At 30.7% G+C, this 21,695-nt stretch carries 17 protein-coding genes, 1 other RNA gene and 1 riboswitch; of the genes, 14 read left to right on the top strand and 4 right to left on the bottom strand.

Annotated features, from left to right (window positions below; translation table 11 throughout):
- The first annotated feature begins 296 nt into the window (after positions 1-296).
- Both V3V28_RS00985 and V3V28_RS00980 read left to right on the top strand, forming a co-directional pair.
- Positions 297-632 carry a DUF2834 domain-containing protein gene (locus V3V28_RS00985; RefSeq protein WP_331363152.1) on the top strand — a complete coding sequence of 112 codons (336 nt, stop codon included), beginning with the start codon at positions 297-299 and terminating at the stop codon, positions 630-632.
- A complete protein-coding gene (locus tag V3V28_RS00980; RefSeq protein ID WP_331363151.1) occupies positions 629-1,318 on the top strand; it encodes an aspartate/glutamate racemase family protein in 690 nt (229 codons plus the stop codon). Before V3V28_RS00985 ends, V3V28_RS00980 begins: the two co-directional genes overlap by 4 nt.
- Here the strand turns inward: V3V28_RS00980 and V3V28_RS00975 are convergent, their stop codons facing one another.
- Complete coding sequence (locus tag V3V28_RS00975) at positions 1,319-2,458, bottom strand: ABC transporter substrate-binding protein (RefSeq protein ID WP_331363150.1); 1,140 nt, start codon at positions 2,456-2,458, stop codon at positions 1,319-1,321.
- 60 nt (positions 2,459-2,518) lie between these two features.
- Positions 2,519-2,714: riboswitch (cobalamin riboswitch) on the top strand.
- A gap of 87 nt (positions 2,715-2,801) precedes the next feature.
- On the opposite strand from V3V28_RS00975, the gene V3V28_RS00970 reads away from it, so the two are divergent.
- Positions 2,802-4,751, top strand: a complete 1,950-nt coding sequence (locus tag V3V28_RS00970) for a TonB-dependent receptor plug domain-containing protein (protein ID WP_331363149.1) — start codon at positions 2,802-2,804, stop codon at positions 4,749-4,751.
- 60 nt (positions 4,752-4,811) lie between these two features.
- Here V3V28_RS00970 and V3V28_RS00965 read toward each other — a convergent pair whose 3' ends face one another.
- Genes V3V28_RS00965 through V3V28_RS00955 form a run of 3 tightly spaced genes read right to left on the bottom strand, consistent with a single transcriptional unit; the run spans position 4,812 to position 6,662 of the window.
- Positions 4,812-5,324, bottom strand: a complete 513-nt coding sequence (locus V3V28_RS00965) for a DUF7935 family protein (protein WP_331363148.1) — start codon at positions 5,322-5,324, stop codon at positions 4,812-4,814.
- Positions 5,325-5,328: 4 nt separating this feature from the next.
- A complete protein-coding gene (locus V3V28_RS00960) occupies positions 5,329-6,048 on the bottom strand; it encodes a DUF3307 domain-containing protein (protein WP_331363147.1) in 720 nt (239 codons plus the stop codon).
- 2 nt (positions 6,049-6,050) lie between these two features.
- On the bottom strand, positions 6,051-6,662 hold the full coding sequence (locus tag V3V28_RS00955) for a SatD family protein (protein WP_331363146.1): 612 nt from the start codon (positions 6,660-6,662) through the stop codon (positions 6,051-6,053).
- A 223-nt stretch (positions 6,663-6,885) separates the two neighbouring features.
- On the opposite strand from V3V28_RS00955, the gene V3V28_RS00950 reads away from it, so the two are divergent.
- From V3V28_RS00950 to V3V28_RS00900, 11 genes are all read left to right on the top strand, one after another.
- Positions 6,886-9,207, top strand: a complete 2,322-nt coding sequence (locus tag V3V28_RS00950) for an ATP-dependent helicase (protein ID WP_331363145.1) — start codon at positions 6,886-6,888, stop codon at positions 9,205-9,207.
- A 107-nt stretch (positions 9,208-9,314) separates the two neighbouring features.
- A complete protein-coding gene (locus V3V28_RS00945) occupies positions 9,315-9,971 on the top strand; it encodes a DUF4290 domain-containing protein (RefSeq protein ID WP_331363144.1) in 657 nt (218 codons plus the stop codon).
- A gap of 3 nt (positions 9,972-9,974) precedes the next feature.
- Entirely contained in the window at positions 9,975-11,288 is a 1,314-nt protein-coding gene (murA, locus tag V3V28_RS00940) for a UDP-N-acetylglucosamine 1-carboxyvinyltransferase (RefSeq protein WP_331363143.1), read from the top strand.
- Between the two features lie 74 nt (positions 11,289-11,362).
- Positions 11,363-11,914, top strand: a complete 552-nt coding sequence (locus V3V28_RS00935; RefSeq protein ID WP_331363142.1) for an NUMOD4 domain-containing protein — start codon at positions 11,363-11,365, stop codon at positions 11,912-11,914.
- 91 nt (positions 11,915-12,005) lie between these two features.
- Positions 12,006-12,554 carry a nucleotide exchange factor GrpE gene (locus V3V28_RS00930; RefSeq protein ID WP_331363141.1) on the top strand — a complete coding sequence of 183 codons (549 nt, stop codon included), beginning with the start codon at positions 12,006-12,008 and terminating at the stop codon, positions 12,552-12,554.
- Positions 12,555-12,679: 125 nt separating this feature from the next.
- Entirely contained in the window at positions 12,680-13,813 is a 1,134-nt protein-coding gene (gene dnaJ, locus V3V28_RS00925; protein ID WP_331363140.1) for a molecular chaperone DnaJ, read from the top strand.
- A gap of 179 nt (positions 13,814-13,992) precedes the next feature.
- An RNA gene (gene rnpB, locus V3V28_RS00920) (RNase P RNA component class A) lies at positions 13,993-14,296 on the top strand.
- Positions 14,297-14,530: 234 nt separating this feature from the next.
- On the top strand, positions 14,531-17,308 hold the full coding sequence (locus tag V3V28_RS00915) for a bifunctional aconitate hydratase 2/2-methylisocitrate dehydratase (RefSeq protein WP_331363139.1): 2,778 nt from the start codon (positions 14,531-14,533) through the stop codon (positions 17,306-17,308).
- 184 nt (positions 17,309-17,492) lie between these two features.
- Positions 17,493-19,760: an aconitate hydratase gene (locus V3V28_RS00910; RefSeq protein ID WP_331363138.1), complete on the top strand. Its 2,268-nt coding sequence runs from the start codon at positions 17,493-17,495 to the stop codon at positions 19,758-19,760.
- Positions 19,761-19,870: 110 nt separating this feature from the next.
- Positions 19,871-20,542 carry a Crp/Fnr family transcriptional regulator gene (locus V3V28_RS00905; protein WP_331363137.1) on the top strand — a complete coding sequence of 224 codons (672 nt, stop codon included), beginning with the start codon at positions 19,871-19,873 and terminating at the stop codon, positions 20,540-20,542.
- Between the two features lie 77 nt (positions 20,543-20,619).
- Positions 20,620-21,516, top strand: a complete 897-nt coding sequence (locus V3V28_RS00900; protein WP_331363136.1) for an anti-sigma factor — start codon at positions 20,620-20,622, stop codon at positions 21,514-21,516.
- The last annotated feature ends 179 nt before the right edge of the window (positions 21,517-21,695 follow it).

The raw sequence follows: 21,695 nt of genomic DNA, 5'->3' as shown, positions 1-21,695 counted from the left end.
GAACATCATCGTAAATCGAGTAATGATAATGATAATTTTATCCTTGAGTAAGCACGTTTGTTTTCGTACACCTGACTTTAGTCAGATTTAAAAACCTATGGACTTTAGTCCATAGTGGTTTAGTTTTTATATCTAACGTAAGAATTATTGGTAATGATAGTATTATAAGAGACATATCTATAAACTCTAATGAGATTGGTTCATATTATTACAGAATTAATAAAATTAAATATCTAGAAATATTAAAAAAAGATCCAAGTAATTTAAAAACTGATTTTATTAAAAAGTAAATATTTATGAAATTCAAACACATATATCTATTTTTAACAGTTCTAGGTATTTGTTACACTTGGTATTATAATATTCAATGGTTTCAAACTGCAGAAGAAGCTTCATTTATCAAATTTTTTCAAGATGCACAAAGCAATTTTGCAGGCAAATCTTTTGGTGCAGATTTAACAGTAGTTGTTCTTACTTTTTTTGTTTTTATGATTCCAGAATCTATCCGTTTAAAAATAAAATATTGGTGGGTATTAATTCCATTAACATTCTTAATAGCAATTGCATTCACATTTCCATTGTTTTTATATATAAGGTCTAATGCATTAGAAAAATTAAAACGAACTTCATGAACAAAATAGGCTTAATAGGAGGAATTACTCCAGAATCTACCATATTATATTACAGAATTTTAAATCAATTAAATTCTAGTGCTTTAGGAAAACCACATTCAGCAAAAGTAATTATTAATTCGTTTGATTTTGGAGAAATTTCGAAACATCAAACTGCAGGAAGATGGGATTTGTTAGACGAATTAATGGCAGAAGCTGGTAAAAACCTAGAAAATGGCGGAGCAACTTGTATTTTAATTTGTGCTAACACCATGCATTTGTGTATAGATGCAGTTAGAAAAGTCGTAAACATACCTGTAATTCATATTGCAGAAGCAACTTCAAAAAGTATTATAGAAAAGAAGCTTAAAAAAGTTGCTTTATTAGGAACAAAGTATACAATGGAAAAAGATTTCTTCATTAATATTTTAACTTCATTTGGTATTCAAGCAATGATTCCTGAATTGGAAGAAAGAAATACAATACATGAAGTAATTTATGGTGAACTTTCTACTGGATATATAAACCCTTTGTCTAAAGAGATATACTTAAAAACTATAAATAGATTAATTAATGAAGGCGCAGAAGGTATTATTTTAGGATGTACAGAAATTTCTTTATTAATTGAACAAGAAGATGTTTCTGTACCAGTTTTTGATACTACAAAAATTCATGCAACTGCTGCTTTTGAGTTAGTAACTAAATAATTATTTCATTTTCTCAAAAAAAATCATTTTATAATTTGGTAACAAATCAGGATTTGTAACCTTAATAATATCTTTTAAAACCAAATCTGGTCTTGTTCCTGCTAATTCATAATAAATAACGCCGCCAGTTTTTCCTTTTTTTGTGGTTGGTGTATAAATTTTATCATTTTTAAAAGCAGAAAATTCGGTATACAAATTATTACTTTTTAGCAATTGTTTTTTAGTCGAAAAATAACCAGGAGCAATCCAAAAATCTGCATTTGCGCCTTTGTCAAAAACACTTTCAAAATTTAAAGAAAGACTTCCTTTTCCTTTAGAGTCTTTCCATAAATAATTAAGGTTTGCATCTTTTAAGAATTGAGCAACAAAACTTTCTCCAGCAGGCAAGTTCCAAATATCTTTACTCATAATGGCACCGGACAAAACAGTTGGTTTTTTTGTTGCTTTTAAAGCAATATTTTTAGCTTTTAAGTAATTAGCTTCAATTACATTAAAAATGCTATCCGCCTGTTTCTCTTTATCAAATAAAACTCCGAAAAACTTAATCCATTCTGCTCTTCCTAAAGGGGTTTCTTCTAACCAATCTCCGTTATAAATTACATTTATTCCTGCTTTTTTAATAGTAGTTAAAGATTTATCTGCAGAAGAAACACTGTAGCCAACAACTAATTCTGGTTTTAAATCTAGTAGTATTTCTGTGTTTAAAGAATTCTCTTTTCCTATTTCTTTAATTTTTCCTTCATCTATTAATACCCTAGTTTTTTCTGAAGAAACATATTTAGAATACGGAAAACCAGCAATTGAGGTTTCTTCATTTAATAACTCTACCATAGGAATGTGAGTTGTTGAGGTCACTACAATTCTCTCTATTGGAACAAAAACTTCATTTTTACGAACATCATAAGAAACTTTATCTTTGTCTTTTTTCCAAATTGTATAACTAAATTCTTTAGAAGAATTTTGATAAGCAGGTTTTATAATTAATTTTTTAATCCCGTTTTCTTCAACAATATCAAACCCTTTAGCATATTTAATATTACTTTTTTGTTCTGTTATTTCATCAACTTTTACGACTTCTTTTTTACAAGATAAAATTAGTAAAGTAATTGCGAATAAATATATTTTTAGTGAGTTGTTCATTATTTATAAATAATTATTCAACAAGATTACAAAAATGTTTTCTAATTTCAATTTATAAACTACTTTTGCAGCGATTTTGGTTTTGATGTAGAAATCATTTTGCATCAAATTAAAAGGGAATCTGGTTAAAAACCAGAACTGTTCCCGCAACTGTAAGCTATAAAGCTTGTAACTATTCTTTTACCACTGACAATTTTGTTGGGAAGGTTTGTTACAAGACGCAAGTCAGGAGACCTGCCTAAAATCAAAAAACGAGTTAAAAACTTTCGGGATAGAAGTTTATGTACTAATCTATATTTGTACACAAAATTTACCTGATTTATTGTAAATCAAATTTATTAAAATGAGAAAACAATTATTAATTGTTGGTGTATTGGCATGTAGTTTTGTCAGCACAAACCTTTCTGCTCAACAAAAAGGAGCAAAAAAAGGAAAAGTAGAAACTTTAGATGAGGTTGTTGTAACCGCAACAAAATTCAACTTAAAAAAGGAGAATACTGGTAAAGTAATTCATAAAATTACTCAAAAAGAATTGCAACAAAATGCTGGTAAAAATGTTATTGAAATATTAAATACTGTTGCTGGTATAGATGTTAGAGGTGTAAATGCTAATGCAACTGAACCAAGAAGTATTAATATTAGAGGAGGAAGAAGTAGACAAGTTTTAGTATTAATTGATGGTGTTCCTGTAACAGATCAATCTGCTATAAATCAAGAATTTGATTTACGTTTATTATCTGTAAGTCAAATTGAAAGTATTGAAATTTTAAAAGGAGCTTCATCAACCTTATATGGTTCTGGTGCTGCAACTGCAGTAATTAACATCATCTTAAAAAAAGCTTCCGAAGACAAAATTTCTGGTTCTTTTGAAACAAGTTTGGGTACAAATAATACTGCAAATATAACAGGAAGTGGTTTGTCTGATAAAAACCAGAATGTAACTTTAAATGGTACGTTAGGAAAACTTAATTTTTTAGGTTCTTTTAGTTTAACGGGTGTAGATGGTATGTCTTCTGCAAAAAATAAAACAAATACTGAATTTGAAAACGATAAGTTTTATAGCAAAAATGCTTTAGTGAAGTTAGGTTATAAAGTTAATGATAAAATTTCTGTAGAAACGTTTTTAAATTATGATGAGTTTGAATATGATTTTGATGGAGGTGCATTTTCAGATAGCGATGTAAATACAGGAAACCAAGAACAATTTAGAGTTGGGTTTAAACCAACCTTTAATTACAAAAACGGACAAGCTTATTTATTAGCTTCTGCAAATGTTGTAGAGAGAGAATTAAGTCAATACAATTCTTGGGCAGGAACTTTAGATAGTTATGAATTTGTTGGTAGAAGTGTAAATTTAGATTTGGTAAATAAATATGAATTTAAAAAAGTGAATATTCAATTAATTACAGGTGTAAATTATCAAATACATAGTAATAATAATGTTACACCTTTTGGAATGATAGAGAAAGGAATTGCAAATTTTAATACTTTAGATCCGTATGCGAGTTTAGTATATATTTCTGATTACGGTTTAAGCGTAAATGTTAGTGGTAGATTAAACGTACATAATGTATATGGAAATCATTTTGTGTATGATGGAGACCTTGCGTATTCACTTTTAAAAGACGAAAATGTTTCTGTTAAATTATTAACTTCATACAGTACAGCTTTTATTGCACCAAGTTTGTATCAATTATATGATGGTTTTTCTGGTAATCTTGATTTAAACCCAGAATCTAATAAAACTTTTGAATTTGGTTTTGATGCTAGTTACCAAGATTGGTTAAAATTAGACGCAGTATATTTTAATAGAAAAGAAGAAGACGCTATTATTTATAGTAGTTCTACTTTTAAATATGCTAATGGTTCTTCTGAAGCAAATGGTTTTGAAGTTAACACGTCAATAATTCCAACAGATTATTTAACAGTTAATGCTTCATATACACATATAGATAAAGATAAATTTGAAGATTTTAACGATTACATTCCAGCAAGTAAAATTGTTGCAGGTGTAGATTTTACAGCTATAAAAAATACATTTTTTAACTTAACCTACAGAAATGTTGGAGAGAGAACAATTTTTGATAGATATGGATCTTTTGGGACAGCTGGTGAGGATGTTATTTTATCTAGCTACCAAGTTTTAGACTTTGCTGCTAACTATAAACTATTAGATGAAACAGTAATTTTATTTGGTGCCGTTACAAACTTATTAAACGAAGATTACGATGATATTTTAGGTTTTTCTACAAGAGGTAAAAATTTTAAAGTAGGTGTAAGATTACAGTTTTAATAGGGAGCGTTGCTATTAATAAAAAGGAAAAAGACCATCTATTTTAGATGGTCTTTTTTATTATATAATTTTTTTAACTTCACTTTTTATAAAAGCAATTGCGGTTTCAGTTGGAGGTAGTTTTTTTGAATAATCAATTAAAACAGTTTCTCTTAATTCATTAGCTGAATTAACCGTCTCTTCAACTTGTTTTAATTTATTAATAATTGCATTTTTAGCAGCAACAATAGCTGTCCAAGAATCATTAGAAATATAGATTTGCTGTACTAAATTATGCTCAAACTCTTGTTCTATACTTGCAATTAGTAGTTGTAAATATTCATTTGTGTTTTCTGAAATTGGTTTTATTCTAACCAACATTTTTACAGGATTAATACGCTCACAAAATAATAACATTCGTTCATAAGCTTGTAATCTTATTGGTAAAGAGTCTTTCTTTTTTTGAGCTAAAAAGGCTAATTTCTTATCAGAATCTTGTTGTTTTATAAATCCATTAAACATATAATAAGCAACAAAACCGGTTACAACCGCTGGTAAAATATATCCAATGCTTTCTATTAATCTGTCTTCCATTTAATTATAGTAAATTTAATACATACAAATATAGAACTCCTAAAAATATGGCAAGGCCAAAACTTAATAAAGTACCAATTAAAATATATTCGGTTAGTTTTCTGTCCTTTGAAGAAGTTAAATCTCCGAATCTAAAAACGGATTTTGCAGCCAATAAAAAGCCAATTGCTTCCCAGTGATTTGTTATCACAAAAATGAAAACAAATAAGCGTTCTAATATGCCAATATAGCGTCCTGCTTTTGCAAGAGAATCGTCGTTTTCTTTTTTGCTTTCAGGATTCCATTGTGTAATAATTATTTTGATAATAATTGCAGAGACAAAGCTGACTAAAAGAATAAAAATAAATAGCAAAAGAACTTTGTCTGTGATAATACTTTCCAACGAAAATGAAAAGTCAGCATATAAAGAAGTTGCAAAAAGTAACATTAAAACATGTAGAAGTTGATCTATAAAAAACCAAGTTCGTTTTGTTTTTTTCTTTTGAAGATAGAGTTTTAGTACATCAATAAGATAATGAGAAATTATAATCAATAAAAAACCAAGCCAATATTCCTGTAAATTAAATAGGAGAATAACTAGCAACAAAATTGCATGAACGGTAATATGAAAGTATAATTTTAAAGATTTCACTTTCTTTTCTTCTTTCTCTTTTATCCAGTTCTCTGGTTGAAAAACAAAATCTCCCAAAATATGTGCCAACAAGAATTTTAAAAATAATAACATATTTAGATTTGTGTTTTTTGTTGAATTAATTCTCTATAAAGTTTCTCTAGTTGTAAAATTTCATCCAAACCAGCTCTTTTCCTACGTTCACTTGCGCTACTTTCAGAAATACTTAATTCTTTAGCAATTACTTTTTGTGTAGTTTTTGGGTTATTCAAATATTTTTCTGCAAAAGTTGCCGAATTTATTGTCCAATTATCCATTATCAATAAAGCTAATGCTAAAGAGATGTTTATTAATCTATTAAAATCTTTCCATGGAGTAATAAATGCTAAATTTTGTTTTTTTAATAAAACATCAAAAGCTTCTCCACTGTTTATAAAAGCTTCTCCACTTCCTACAGTAATATTTTTATAGATATCGTTTTTAACTCCTATTCCTATAGCAATTCTTACATCTAAATTTTTAGTTTTTTTTAATAAAGCTTTTAACTTTATAGCAAATAGTAATGCATCTTCTGTATTAATTTCAATTTGAAAACTATCTCCTCTATATATTTCCCAAGTTCTTGGTGTTTCTCCAATAGTATTAAAAGCTGATGTTAATAATGGCAGCCATACATTTGTAGAAATTTTTCGTGAGTTTATAATATCGCCAGTAAGAATACTTGTCATGCTGTAATTTTTAGTAAAAATACTTTATTAGTTGCTGAAAAACAAATTATTCGGGTTTTAAGACGAATTCATTGATATTTGGGTTATAGCCCGAATAATTTAATATTCGGGTTTTAAGGCGAATATTAAATGAATAACTTGTGGATAAAAACAGTCAATCTTCTTTTAAATAAACGAATAGTTTGGCTAAATTCACACTTTCAAACTCTTTCAACAAAAACTATTGAATACATATTTAGATTCTTTAAACGAAGCCCAAAGACAAGCTGTCTTACAAAAAGACGGACCCATGATTATTATTGCGGGTGCTGGCTCTGGTAAAACACGTGTGTTAACTTATAGAATTGCGCATTTAATGAAACAAGGCGTAGATTCCTTTAACATTTTATCGCTCACATTTACCAATAAAGCCGCCAAAGAAATGAAAGCTAGAATTGCTGGAGTTGTTGGTGCAAGTGAAGCAAAGAACTTATGGATGGGAACTTTTCATTCGGTTTTTGCAAGAATTTTACGTTCAGAAGCAGATAAATTAGGTTTTCCAACCAATTTTACAATTTATGATTCTCAAGATTCAGTTCGTTTAATATCTGCAATAATTAAAGAGAAGAATTTAAATAAAGAACAATATAAATCAAAACAGATTTTAAACAGAATTTCGTCTTTTAAAAACAGTTTAATTACAGTAAAAGCATATTTTAACAATCCAGATTTACAAGAAGCAGATTTACATGCAAGCAGACCAGAAGTAGGTAATATTTATAGAGCTTATGTAGATAGGTGTTTTAAAGCTGGCGCAATGGACTTTGATGATTTGTTATTGAGAACCAACGAATTATTAGTTCGTTTTCCAGAATCTTTGGCAAAATATCAAGACCGTTTTAGATATATTATGGTTGATGAGTATCAAGATACAAATCACTCTCAATATTTAATTGTAAAAGCATTAGCAGATAAATTTGGTAATATTTGTGTGGTTGGTGATGATAGCCAGAGTATTTATAGTTTCCGTGGTGCAAATATTCAGAATATATTAAATTTTCAGAAAGATTATCCGGATGTAAAAACATTTAAGTTAGAACAAAACTATCGCTCTACAAGTAATATTGTAAATGCAGCAAACTCTGTAATAGCAAGAAATAAAACCAAATTAGATAAAGAAGTTTGGACGTCTAATGATGCAGGAGATGCAATAAATGTAATGCGTACCATTTCCGATGGAGAAGAAGGGCGTTTTGTAGCGCAATCTATTTGGGAGAACCAAATGAACCATCAATTAAGTGCAGATAGTTTTTGTGTTTTATATAGAACAAATTCGCAATCAAGAGCCATTGAAGATGCATTAAGAAAAAAAGGAATAGAGTATAAAATCTATGGTGGAATTTCTTTTTATCAAAGAAAAGAGATTAAAGATATTTTGTCTTATTTACGTATTTTAATCAACCCAAATGATGAAGAAGCTTTAAAAAGAATTATCAATTATCCAGCTCGTGGTATTGGTGCAACAACTATAGATAAGTTAACGATAGCTGCAAATCATTATAAAAAATCAATTTTCGATATTATAAAATATATTGATAAAATCGATTTAAAGATCAATTCTGGTACTAAAAATAAGTTGCAGAATTTTATGAATATGATGCAGAGTTTGCAAATAGAAGCGCAAACCAAAAACGCATTTGAAATTGCAGAAACGGTTGTAAAAAAGACATTATTAATTAAAGATTTAGAAAAAGACGGAACACCAGAAGCGGTAAGTAAAGTAGAGAATGTACAAGAACTTTTAAACGGAATTAAAGATTTTATTACTGATAAAATTGAAGAAGGAGAAGACACTTCTTTAACCACGTTTTTAGAAGACGTTGCGTTGGCTACAGATTTTGATGCCAAAAAAGATGATGACAAACCAAGTGTTTCATTAATGACAATTCACCAATCTAAAGGATTGGAATATATGTATGTCTACGTTGTTGGCTTAGAGGAAAATTTATTTCCTTCTGCCATGAGTATGAATACAAGAAGCGAATTAGAAGAGGAACGCAGATTATTTTATGTAGCTTTAACTAGAGCAGAAAAAGTAGCATATTTAACATATGCGCAAACCCGTTATCGATGGGGGAAATTGGTCGATGCAGAACCAAGTAGATTTTTAGAGGAAATAGACGATCAATATTTACATTATATTACTCCAAAAACTTTAAGCCCATCTATGAATAAATTTATAGATAAAAGTATTTTTGACGATGTACCAAAAGTAATTCGTTTTCAAAAACCAATTCAGCGTAAAAAAATGGAACGCGATTTGGTGAAAAAGAAGGAAATAGTCATTCCAAAAAACCTTAAAAAAGTATCGCAAGCAACTTCAAAAACTAATTTATTTGATGGTAATATTGTAGTCGGTAATATCGTTGAACATAATCGGTTTGGTAGTGGAGAGGTAATTGCATTAGAAGGAAATGGGCCAAATAAAAAAGCAGAAATTAAGTTTGGTACTGTTGGGAGAAAGAAATTATTGCTTCAATTTGCTAAATTAAAAGTGATTGGTTAAAAATCATTCATAGAACTAAAAATAAATTACTATTTTGCAACGTTAAATAACTTCAGTAGAATAGAGTACAATTCTTGAGTTTATCAAGAAACTTCAAAAATATATAGATGACATTCGATTTAGAATACAATTCAGAAAGACCGTTAATGATTATACCAGAATACGGCAGACATATTCAAAAATTAGTAGACCATTGTTTAGCTTTAGAAACTAAAGAAGAACGAGATAAAATGGCAAAAGCAATTGTAGATGTAATGGGTAATTTACAACCACATTTACGAGATGTTCCAGACTTTAAACACAAACTTTGGGATCAATTGTATATCATGGCAGATTTTAAGTTAGATGTAGAATCTCCTTATCCACAGCCGTCTAAAGAAGAGTTGCAAGAAAAACCAGAGGGTTTAGCATATCCAAAATCAGCATCTAGATATCGTTATTACGGTAACAATATTCAAACAATGATAGACATTGCTTTGAGTTGGGAAGATGGAGATAAAAAAGAAGCTTTAGTTTTTACGATTGCAAATCACATGAAAAAATGTTATTTAAATTGGAATAAAGACACGGTTGATGATGCCGTAATATTTAAGCATTTATTCGATTTGTCTGACGGAAAAATTGATTTAAGAGAAACTGAAGAAGCACTTTCTGAAAGTAAGAACTTATTGAGAAAAAGAAATTCTCAAGGACAAAATAATTCTAAAACAAATCATAAGAAACCACAACACAGCAACCAAAATAAAAATAGAAAAAGATATTAATATATGGCATCATTTAAAATTGAAGGAGGGCATAAATTAAAAGGAACGATTACTCCACAAGGAGCTAAAAATGAAGTTTTACAAATACTTTGTGCCGTTTTATTAACGCCAGAAAAAGTAATTGTAAATAATGTTCCTGATATTATTGATGTAAATAAATTAATTTTTATTCTTGGTGAATTAGGTGTAAAAGTTGAAAAATTAAGTAGAAATTCATATTCATTTCAAGCAGATGAAATCAATTTAGATTATTTAGAATCTTCAGATTTTAAAAGAGATGGAAGTTCTTTGCGTGGTTCAATTATGATCGTTGGCCCATTATTAGCTCGTTTTGGTAGAGGGTATATTCCAAGACCTGGAGGAGATAAGATTGGTAGAAGACGTTTAGATACGCATTTTGAAGGTTTTATCAGATTAGGAGCAAAATTTCGTTACAATAAAGAAGAATATTTCTATGGTGTAGAAGCTCCAAATGGTTTAACAGGTGTAGAAATGTTGTTAGATGAAGCCTCTGTTACCGGAACAGCAAATATTATAATGGCTTCCGTTTTAGCGAAAGGAACCACTAAAATTTACAATGCCGCTTGCGAGCCGTATATTCAACAATTAAGTAAAATGTTGAATTCTATGGGAGCAAAAATATCTGGTGTAGGTTCTAATTTATTAATTATAGAAGGTGTAGATTCTTTAGGAGGATGTGGTCATACAGTGTTACCAGACATGATTGAAATTGGTTCTTGGATTGGTGTTGCAGTAATGACACGTTCAGAATTAACTATAAAAAATGTTTCTTGGAAAAACTTGGGGCAAATTCCAAATGTGTTTAGAAAACTCGGAATACAACTAGAAAAAAGAGGAGATGATATTTACATCCCAGAACAAAAATCTTATGAGATTCAAAATTATATAGATGGTTCAGTTTTAACAGTTGCAGATGCACCTTGGCCTGGTTTTACACCAGATTTATTAAGCATTGTTTTGGTAATTGCTACACAAGCTAAAGGAACCATTTTAATCCATCAAAAAATGTTTGAAAGCCGTTTGTTTTTTGTAGATAAATTAATTGATATGGGCGCAAAAGTTATTTTGTGCGACCCACACAGAGCAACTGTAATTGGTATGAATTTTGAAAGCTCATTAAAAGCTACAAAAATGACTTCGCCAGATATTAGAGCAGGAATTTCATTATTAATTGCGGCTTTATCAGCAAAAGGAACATCAATAATAAATAATATTGAACAAATTGATAGAGGTTATGAAAACATTGAGGCTCGTTTAAAATCTATTGGAGCTAAAATTGAACGTATTGAAAATTAAGGATTTAAGTAAGGTTTTAAGTAAAAAAAAAGATGTTTATGAAAAGGTTAGATTAATAATTTAACTTTTATAGTATGATACGAAATTTAATGAATGAAGAATGGAAAGATATTCAGTTTGATGAAAAAATTTCAGATAAAGAAAAATTTAAAATTTCAAACTATGGTAGAATAATAAACTATAAAAATGAAAATAATGAATTCTTAAAAAAAGAAAGTTTTATCAATGGTTACGGTTCTATTTCTGTAAAACAAAAAGAAAACGGCAAAACCACTGGTAGATATATTCATAAATTAATAGCTCAACATTTTTTAGAAAAAGAAAATGAAGATCAAATTTATGTTTTACATCTAAATTATGATAAAAAAGATAATAGTTTAGAGAACATAAAATGGGCTACAAAAAGAGAAAAAGAATTACATCAATTTAAAAACCCTGTATTTATAGAGTCTAAAAGAAATAAAAAAACCAATTATAAACTTACAGAAGGCAAAGTAAAAATAATTAAAAGGCAGCTTCGTAATAAAAGAACAAGAATAACTATGATTGCCAAACGTTTTGGAGTTTCTGATATGCAAATCCATAGAATAAAGTCTGGCGAGAATTGGTCTCATGTTAAAATATAAAAAAGTAAAAAATAGTGTCAGTTTGACACTATTTTTTTGTTGGCAACATTTTTGCCAATAAGTTGTAGACAATTTAACGATTAGGAAAGAAATGAGTAAGAAAGATAATATACAAGAAGAAGAACTTAAAAATGAACAAGAAACGGTTCAAATTGAAGAAAATCAAGAAGTTGAGGTAGAAGTTGTGAAAGAAGAACCTACAACAGAAGAATTACTTCAAGCAGAAAAAGACAAGTTTTTACGCTTATTTGCAGAGTTCGAAAATTATAAAAAAAGAACATCTAGAGAAAGAATAGAATTATTTAAAACCGCAGGACAAGAATTAATGACATCTTTACTGCCAATTATTGATGATTTTGAGCGCGCTCTGACACATATAGAAGACGATAAAGAAGCAGAAGAATTAAGAAAAGGTGTTTTATTAATTTATAACAAATTCTATAACACCCTGGAATTAAAAGGCTTATCAAAAGTAGAAACAAATGCTGGTGATGTTTTTGATGCTGAAATTCATGAAGCAATTACACAAATCCCTGCTCCAACAGAAGATTTAAAAGGAAAAGTAATTGACTGTGTAGAAAAAGGTTACAAGTTAGGAGATAAAATTATTCGTTACCCAAAAGTGGTTATCGGACAGTAAGAGAAGTGTTCAGTTTCCAGTGACAGTTGGCAGTATATACAACTAAATTGTAAACTAAAAAAGTATTAGTAACAGTTAACAGTAAGTACCTGAAAACTGTAATTGAATACCGCAAACTAAAAACAATGGCAAAACAAGATTTTTACGAAATATTAGGTCTTTCAAAATCTGCATCACAAGCAGAAATTAAGAAAGGTTATAGAAAAATGGCAATTAAATATCATCCAGATAAAAATCCAGATGATACAACTGCTGAAGAAAACTTTAAAAAGGCTGCAGAAGCTTATGAAGTTTTAAGTGATGAAAACAAGAAAGCACGTTATGATCAATACGGTCATGCTGCTTTTGATGGACCTCAAGGCGGCGGTGGCGGTGGATTTGGCAGCGGCGGTATGAATATGGATGACATATTCAGTCAGTTTGGCGATATTTTCGGCGGCGGCGGCGGCTTTGGTGGTTTTGGCGGAGGCGGAGGCCAACGTCAAGCTAGAGTTAAAGGGAGTAATATGCGAATTCGTGTTAAACTTACTTTAGAGGAAATAGCGAGAGGTATAGAAAAGAAAGTAAAAGTTCGTCGTAAAAAACAAGCTCAAGGAGTTACCTATAAAACATGTTCTTCATGTAATGGACAAGGACAGCAAATGCGTGTAACCAATACTATTTTAGGTAGAATGCAACAAGCAGTTACTTGCTCTAGTTGTCAAGGAGCAGGACAAATGATAGACAAAAAACCTAGTGGTGCAGATGCACAAGGTTTAGTTGTAGAAGAAGAAACAGTTTCTATAAATATTCCTGCAGGAGTTACTGAAGGTGTGCAATTAAAAGTGGGGGGAAAAGGAAATGATGCTCCAGGGAAGAATTCTATTTCGGGAGATTTATTAGTTTTAATTGAAGAAATTCCTCATGAAACTTTAAAAAGAGAAGGAACCAACATTCATTATGATTTATATGTTAATTTTTCTGAAGCAGTTTTAGGTATTAGTAAAGAAGTAGAAACTGTAACTGGAAAAGTGAAGATTAAAATTGATGCAGGTACACAATCTGGAAAAATTTTAAGATTAAAAGGTAAAGGTTTACCTAGTATAGAACGTTATGGGACAGGTGATTTTTTAATTCACATCAATGTTTGGACTCCACAAGAATTAAATAAAGAGCAAAAACAATTCTTTGATAAAATGTCTGATAATGATAATTTTATGCCAAACCCAAACAAGTCAGATAAATCATTTTTTGAAAAAGTAAAAGATATGTTCTCTTAATAAAATAAAAAAAAAGTATTTATTTTATCATAAATGTTTTTTCTATTAATTTTTAACATATATTTGCAGTGTGATTGGTTTACCAATCACACTTTTTCTTTTTCATAGCAATTTTTCCCACTCATTTATGAGTGGGTTTTTTTATGAATAAAGATTGTATTTTTACAAATTATATAAAAGAAGCAGACTTATCTTATCGACTTGTGTTATACAAGTAGGAAAGTCCGGACACCTAAGAGTAGCATACCGGATAACATCCGTCCAACGAGAGTTGAGGACAAGTGCAACAGAAAGAAAGTACAGTTCGGCTGTAGTGAAACCAGGTAAACTCTATGCGGTGCAATGCCATGTATATTAGAACTTGAGAGCGACTCGTTCGATTCTAAAGGGTAGGCAGATTGATTCTAAGAGTAATTTTAGAACTAGATAAATGATAAGAACCTTTTAAAGGGACAGGATTCGGCTTATTAGTCTGCTTTTTTATATAATTTTATGATATTTTTAATTAAATCATAAAATACTTCTTATTTTTTGATTTAAATCCAACGTTTTGCCAAATAACTTTTTTTTATTCAATAATTAGAGCAATCTATTATTTATCTTTTAATTATAATATAAAAAATGTAAATTTGTCTTACTAAATAATTAACAAAAAAATACAGTAATGTCTCTTAATAATAACACGTTAAAGACAAATTGTAACTAAAGATTTTTTTCATGAGCATTTATAAAGATTACCTTAAGCAGATAGAAGTACGTAAAGGCCAAGGATTGCATCCACAGCCAATTGATGGTGCTGAATTATTAAGTAAAATAATAACGCAAATTAAAGACGTAAATAATGAGTATAGAGAAGAATCTCTTAACTTTTTCACCTATAATGTTTTACCAGGAACTACCAGTGCTGCTGGTGTAAAGGCAAAGTTTTTAAAGGAAATCATTTTAGATGACTCATTAGTTAAAGAAATTACACCAACTTTTGCTTTCGAACAATTATCACACATGAAAGGTGGACCTTCTGTAGAGGTATTGTTAGATTTAGCTTTAGGTAATGATGCTGCTTTAGCTAATGCCGCTGCGAAAGTATTAAAAACACAAGTTTTCTTATACGAGGCAGATACAGAGCAATTAGAAAATGCTTATAAAGTTGGTAATGCTATTGCTAGAGAATTAATTGAAAGTTATTCTCAAGCAGAATTCTTTACAAAATTGCCAGAGATTGATGAAGAAATCGAGATTGTTACTTTTGTAGCTGGTATCGGTGATATTTCTACAGATTTATTATCTCCAGGTGCTGATGCGCATTCAAGATCAGATCGTGAATTACACGGTCAGTGTATGTTTGAGCATAATAAAGATACGCAAAATGAATTATTAGCTCTAAAAGCTCAACACCCAAATAAGCGTGTGATGTTAATTGCAGATAAAGGAACAATGGGAGTTGGGTCTTCTAGAATGTCTGGTGTAAACAACGTAGCGTTATGGACTGGTATTCCTTTTAGTAAATATGTTCCCTTTATTAATTTTGCTCCAGTTATTGCTGGTACAAATGGTATTGCTCCAATTTTCTTAACAACTGTTGGGGTAACAGGAGGAATAGGTATAGATTTAAAAAACTGGGTAAAACAAAAAGACGCAGAAGGAAATACTATAGTAGACGCAGAAGGAGATGCAATTTTAGTAGAAGAGTACTCTGTAGCTACAGGTACCGTTTTGACTATAAATACAAAAACAAAGAAATTATATAACGGAGATAAAGAATTAAAGGATATCTCAACTGCTTTAACACCGCCAAAAATGGAGTTTATTAAAGCAGGAGGCTCTTATGCTGTTGTTTTTGGTAAGAAATTACAAGCTTTTGCAGCAAGTTTATTAGGTATTGAGGTGCCACAAGTATATGCTCCCTCAAAAGAAGTTTCTATTGAAGGACAAGGGTTAACTGCAGTTGAAAAAATATTTAATAAAAATGCAGTTGGAACTACGCCAGGAAAAACATTACACGCAGGTTCAAATGTTAGAGTAGAGGTAAACATTGTAGGATCTCAAGATACTACAGGTTTAATGACGTCTCAAGAATTAGAGATGATGGCTGCAACGGTTATTTCTCCTATTGTTGATGCTGGTTATCAATCAGGATGTCATACGGCTTCAGTTTGGGACGATAAGTCTAAAGCTAACATACCAAGATTAATGAAGTTTATGAATGACTTCGGATTAGTTACTGCACGTGACCCAGAAGGGAAATATCATGCAATGACAGATGTTATTCATAAAGTTTTAAATGATATTGCAGTTGACGATTGGGATGTAATTATAGGTGGAGATTCACACACGCGTATGGCTAAAGGTGTTGCCTTTGGAGCCGATTCAGGAACAGTAGCATTAGCATTAGCTACAGGTGAGGCAACAATGCCAATTCCAGAATCTGTAAAAGTTACTTTTAAAGGACAAATGAAATCTTATATGGATTTCCGTGATGTTGTTCATGCTACGCAAGAGCAGATGTTAAACCAATTTGGTGGAGATAATGTATTCCAAGGAAAAATTATCGAAGTACATATTGGTACATTAACTTCTGACCAAGCATTTACATTTACAGATTGGACAGCTGAAATGAAAGCGAAAGCCTCTATCTGTATTTCAGAAGATGAAACATTAATTGAATCATTAGAAATCTCAAGAGATCGTATCCAAATCATGATTGATAAGGGAATGGATAATGCGAAACAAGATTTTAAAGGGTTAGTTGATAAAGCTAATAATCGTATCACAGAAATTAAAACAGGTATTAAATCTGCTTTAAAACCAGATGCAGATGCTAAATATTTTGCTGAAGTTGTTGTCGATTTAGATAAGATTGTTGAACCAATGATTGCAGATCCAGATGTAAATAATGAAGATGTATCAAAGCGTTATACGCACGATAATATTCAACCATTATCTTTTTACGGAGGAATTAAGAAAGTTGATTTAGGTTTCGTAGGATCTTGTATGGTTCATAAAGGGGATATGAAAATTCTTGCTCAAATGTTAAAGAATATTGAAACTCAACATGGTAAAGTAGTGTTTAAAGCACCTTTAGTTGTTGCGCCTCCAACCTATAATATTGTTGATGAATTGAAAGCAGAAGGAGATTGGGAAGTTTTAGTAAGATATTCAGGTTTCGAATTTGATGATAATGCTCCTAAAGCTGCCGCTAGGACTAAATATGAGAATATGTTATATCTTGAGCGTCCAGGTTGTAGTTTATGTATGGGGAACCAAGAAAAAGCTGAAGCAGGAGATACAGTAATGGCTACTTCAACGCGTTTATTCCAAGGAAGAGTTGTTAGAGACACTGATGAGAAAAAAGGAGAATCTTTACTTTCATCTACTCCAGTAGTAGTTTTATCAACTATTTTAGGTAGAACTCCAACTTTAGAGGAATATCAAGCTGCTGTTGAAGGTATTGTTTTAACGAAGTTTAAGCCTTCTACAAAACAATTAGTTAGGTAAATAAAACATTATTTCATACTACTTAAAGCCTGGATTTAAAATTCAGGCTTTTTTTATTGCCATAATTTGAAATATTGATACTATATAAAAAAGTTATTTCATAATAAATCTATAGTATCATTACAGTTTTTAAAGCCACGTTGTATTTTGTATATTGGAGGAATAAAATTTAAAACAAAACAGTATGGCATTCGACATTGATATGATTAAGAAAGTTTACAGCCAAATGGTGGAACGAGTTGATTCAGCTCGAGAAGTTGTTGGTAAACCATTAACACTTTCAGAGAAAATTTTATACAATCACCTTTGGGATGGAAAAGCAACAACAGCTTTTACTAGGGGAAAAGATTATGTAGATTTTGCACCAGATAGAATTGCATTACAAGATGCAACTGCTCAAATGGCATTATTGCAATTTATGCAGGCTGGTAAAAGTAAAGTTGCGGTTCCAACAACTACGCATTGTGATCATTTAATTCAGGCTAAAAATGGAGCAAGTTCAGATTTACAATCTGCACTAAATACAAGTAATGAGGTTTTTAATTTTTTAGAATCAGTGTCTAATAAATATGGATTAGGGTTTTGGAAACCGGGAGCAGGAATTATTCATCAAGTAGTTTTAGAAAATTATGCATTTCCAGGAGGAATGATGATTGGTACAGATTCTCATACAGTAAATGCTGGTGGTTTAGGTATGGTGGCAATTGGAGTAGGTGGTGCAGATGCAGTAGACGTAATGGCAGGAATGGCTTGGGAATTAAAGTTTCCAAAATTGATTGGTGTAAAATTAACGGGTAAATTATCAGGTTGGACAGCTCCAAAAGATGTTATTTTAAAAGTTGCTGGTATTGTTTCAGCAAAAGGTGGAACCGGAGCAATTGTAGAATATTTTGGACCAGGAGCAATTTCTATGTCTTGTACAGGGAAAGGAACCATTTGTAATATGGGAGCAGAAATAGGAGCAACAACTTCTACTTTTGGTTATGATGAATCTATGGAACGTTATTTACGAGCTACAGATAGAAATGATGTTGCTGATGCTGCAAATGAAGTAAAAGATTATTTAACTGGTGATGCTGAAGTATATGCAAATCCGGAACAATATTTCGATCAAGTTATAGAAATTGATCTATCAAAATTAGGACCGTTATTAAACGGACCCTTTACACCAGATTTATCTACAGAAGCTGGTTTAGATATGACAAAAGCAGCGAATGCTAATGATTGGCCTTTAAAAGTTGAATGGGGTTTAATAGGTTCTTGTACAAATTCTTCTTATGAAGATTTATCTAGAGCTTCTTCAATTGCGCAACAAGCGTTGGATAAAGGTTTAAAAATGAAATCTGAATTAGGAATTAATCCAGGCTCTGAAAAAGTAAGATATACAGCAGATAGAGATGGTATTTTAGGGATATTCGAAAAACTTGATGCTAAAATATTTACAAATGCTTGTGGGCCTTGTATTGGTCAATGGGCTCGTTATGATGACCCAAAAAATGCACCAAAGAATTCTATAATTCATTCATTTAATAGAAACTTTGCAAAGCGTGCAGATGGTAACCCAAATACACATGCTTTTGTTGCTTCACCAGAATTAGTGGCAGCAATAGCCATTTCGGGGCGTTTAGACTTTAATCCGATGAAGGATAAATTAATTAACGAAAACGGAGAAGAAGTACTATTAGATGAACCAACAGGATGGGAATTACCACCAAAAGGTTTTGAAGTTAAAGATGATGGTTTTTTAGCACCAGAAGACGATGGAAGTCATGTAAAAATCTCTGTAAATGAAACTTCAGAAAGATTACAATTGTTAGAACCTTTTACACCAATTGGTAATGATATTTCTGGCGCAAAATTATTAATAAAAGCATTTGGTAAATGTACAACAGATCATATTTCTATGGCTGGACCTTGGTTACGTTACAGAGGTCATTTAGATAATATTTCTAACAATTGTTTAATTGGTGCTGTAAATGCTTATGGTAAAAAAACAAACTTTGTTAAGAATCAATTAACGGGTAAATTTGGTGGAGTACCAGATACAGCAAGAGCTTACAAAGCTGCTGGAATAAAAACAATTGTTGTTGGAGATCATAATTATGGTGAAGGTTCATCTAGAGAACACGCTGCAATGGAACCCAGACATTTAGGTGTTGTTGCTGTTTTAGTAAAATCTTTTGCTAGAATTCATGAAACGAACTTAAAGAAACAAGGAATGTTAGGTTTAATTTTTTCAAATGAAGCAGATTATGATTTAATTCAAGAAGATGATACTTTTAATTTTATTGATATGAATGAATTTTCGCCAGGGAAACCTTTAAAAATAGAAGTTGTTCATGCAGGTGGTTCTAAAGATGTAATTGTTGCAAATCATACTTATAATCAAAGTCAAATTGACTGGTATAATGAAGGTTCTGCTTTAAATTTAATTAAAAAAGAAAACGCTTAGCTAATATTTTTTAGAATAGAATTTAAAGCTCCTGAAGAAATTCAGGAGTTTTTTTGTAAGTGTTTGCTCTTATTTTGGACTATTATAACATCCAATTAAAACAAATAATTATGAAAAATATCTGGTTTTTCGATAATGTAAACTTATTTAATCTTCTTTGTCCTCATAAGTTTAAGGAATATCAAAAATGTCATTCTTTTGATATGTACAAAAAAAGTGATTATATCTACTTTGCAGAAGATGCAGCCAATAAAATTTTTTTAATTCAAAAAGGAAAAGTAAAAATTGGATACTACACAGAAGAAGGTGAAGAAGTTGTAAATGCAATTTTAACTAAAGGAGAATTGTTTGGTGAAAAAGCTATTTTAGGAGAAGAAACTAGAAATGAATTTGCACAATCTTTAGATGCTTCAACCTCAATTTGCCCTATTGGTGTTGATACAATGCATGATTTAATGCGAGAGAACAAAACGTTTAGTTTAAAAATTTATAAATTTTTAGGTATCAGGTTTAAAAAATTAGAAAGGAGATTACAGTTAATTTTATTTAAAGATACTAGAACTCGTTTTTTAGAATTTGCAAAAGAATTGTGTGAAGAATATGGTTATGATTGTGAAAAAACGGGAGATAAAGTAATTGTTCACCCATATACACAAAAAGACATTGCGTCATTAATTGGTACTTCTAGATCTAACTTAAATGTACTAATGAACGAGTTAAAAGAGGAGAATGTCATCAACTTTAATAGAAAAGAAATAAGATTACTTCAAAATATTGCATAAGTGTTCGCTGGCTAACATTTCATGATTATTTAAGCCAGTAACTTTGTCATCAACATTAACAATAAATATTTAATAAGATGAAAAAAGTTTTAAATTTAGCAATGGTTTTTGCATTGACTGCATTTTTTGTAGCATGTAATGATACCGACAACGAACCAACAACAGGTAATTTAACAGTAAACTTAATTGGTTTAGAAGAATTAGGAGCAGACTTCGTATACGAAGGATGGCTAATAGTAAATGGGGCTCCAGTAAGTACAGGAACTTTTACAAGTGTCACTTTTCCACAAACCTATACAGTAGGTATTAATGATTTAGAAAGTGCAACAAAGTTTGTATTATCAATTGAACCTGCTGTAGATTCTGATCCTGCACCAGCAGCAACAAAAATTTTAGCAGGAGGTTTCATTGGAAATTCTGCAAGTGTAAATTCAGACAATATTGTAGTTGACTCAAGTGGAAATATTAAAACATTAGGAGCTTCTTGGGGAAAATATATTTTAGCAACACCAACAGATGCAGATAGTACTAATGAGGCAAGTGGAGTTTGGTTTTTAGATAATACTAACGCACCACCAGCAGTTGCAGGTTTAGGTTTACCAACTTTAACTACAGGATGGAAATATGAAGGTTGGGTTGTTTTAAACGGAACACCAGTAAGTACAGGAACTTTTACAACTCCAACCGGAGCAGATGATAATGCAGCAACGTCTCCGTATAAAGGAACAACAGGAAATGGTCCAGGTTATCCAGGAGAAGATTATTTAGTGGGTTCTGCTGCAGGAGTTAATTTTCCTACAGATTTAAAAGGAGCTACAGTTGTAATTTCTGTTGAGCCAAGTCCAGATAATAGCCCGGCACCTTTTACTTTAAAACCTTTAGCACACAAGGTTCCTGCAAGTGCTATGAATCATACTGTAATTTCTATGGGAGCAGGACCAAAAGCAATTTTAGAAGGTACTGTAACTAGATAGTTAACTGAAAAGATAAAATCTACTATTCAATTTGTTAATGGTTGATTATATTAAAGGGTAATTCATTTTATATGAATTACCCTTTTCAGCTTTAAAAAAAATGCCCAATAAAAGCAGAAAGCTATATTGGGCAACAACTAACCAACCAGTTGTGTTTCTATTTTATTTAGAAACTATAT

The sequence above is a fragment of the Polaribacter sp. genome (assembly GCF_036480315.1).
In the GTDB taxonomy this organism is placed as follows: domain Bacteria; phylum Bacteroidota; class Bacteroidia; order Flavobacteriales; family Flavobacteriaceae; genus Polaribacter.
Note: the sequence above shows the minus strand (reverse complement) of the source record. Positions and strands in the feature narration are given on the sequence as shown.